The sequence below is a fragment of the Kribbella sp. NPDC055071 genome (genome assembly GCF_053608045.1).
This window is the reverse complement of sequence record NZ_JBSGUS010000085.1, coordinates 1-1,062: the sequence shown is the minus strand read 5'-3', so window position 1 is coordinate 1,062 and position 1,062 is coordinate 1. Positions and strand designations below refer to the sequence as shown.

At 46.0% G+C, this 1,062-nt stretch carries 2 protein-coding genes; both read right to left on the bottom strand.

Features of this window, described 5'->3' with window-relative positions; translation table 11 throughout:
* The coding region (gene ispE / locus ACWF4Z_RS38435; RefSeq protein WP_452248127.1) for a 4-(cytidine 5'-diphospho)-2-C-methyl-D-erythritol kinase at positions 1-687 on the bottom strand (687 nt) is incomplete at its 3' end.
* A 147-nt stretch (positions 688-834) separates the two neighbouring features.
* A partial coding sequence (locus ACWF4Z_RS38430; RefSeq protein ID WP_452248126.1) for a small, acid-soluble spore protein, alpha/beta type occupies positions 835-1,062 on the bottom strand: 228 nt, incomplete at its 5' end.

Below are 1,062 nucleotides of genomic sequence, written 5' to 3'. Positions count from 1 at the left end.
TGCAACTTCAGGATGCATATCGAGCGTAACAGATTCAAGCACATTGCCTAAACGGCTGCACATCTTCTGAAAACTCTTTTCTTCTATCGCCTCGATCATTCCTTGTACATCGGGATGCTTTATACCATCCAGTTTCAGCGCTCTGTACACTTCAGCAGTTGAAACACCGATAGTCGGCTTCGCTAAAATGACCCAGCAGTGCGGAGGCGTGCTGATATGTTTAATTTTCTCGCCGCGCCCTGTTGCTAATGCAGTTCCGCCATAGACACAAAATGAAACGTCAGAGCCAATTTCCGCTCCAAGCTCAGCAAGCGTTTCCGCAGACAGATTTAAATTCCACAGTCTGTTCAGCCCTCTGAGCGTCGCCGCCGCATCACTGCTCCCGCCGGCAAGACCGGCAGCCACCGGAATTACCTTCGTAATCATGATGGAAACTCCCTTTTTCACGTTGTATCTGTCCTTGATCAGCTTGGCAGCCTGATAAGCTAAGTTTCTTTGGTCATCAGGCACAAATCGGTTGTGGGAGGAAACCCTCACTTCATCCTCTGCAAGCTCCGTCAATTCAATTCGATCAGCTAAATCAATTGTCGTCATGATCATTTCGACTTCATGATAGCCATCCGGGCGTTTTCGGGTGACGTCAAGTGACAGATTGATCTTAGCTGGCGCTTTTTCTAAAATACGCATAGCTTTCACCTACTTCTCCATCTAAACATAAGTATGAACATTGTATCACATTTGAAGTACAGGATGAACATATCCATATTCAGCCCATTATGTATTTATATCCAAAATAAAAAAACCAGGGAACAGCACGTCCCCCGGGTCACATCCTTATCGGTTATTCTGATTCTGAGCCATTTGCTGTTCGGCGATTTCTATAGCGCGCTTTACCATGTTACCGGCATCGCGAGCCCGAATTTCGCCCCAGCCGCCATTTTTTACTGTGTCATAAAAACCAAGGTCTTTAGCAAGCTCATATTTAAACTCATCTGACATAACTCCACGACGTCTGCCCAAACGAAACAACCCCTTTTTTAGAAGTGATAGCCATTCGTGCAC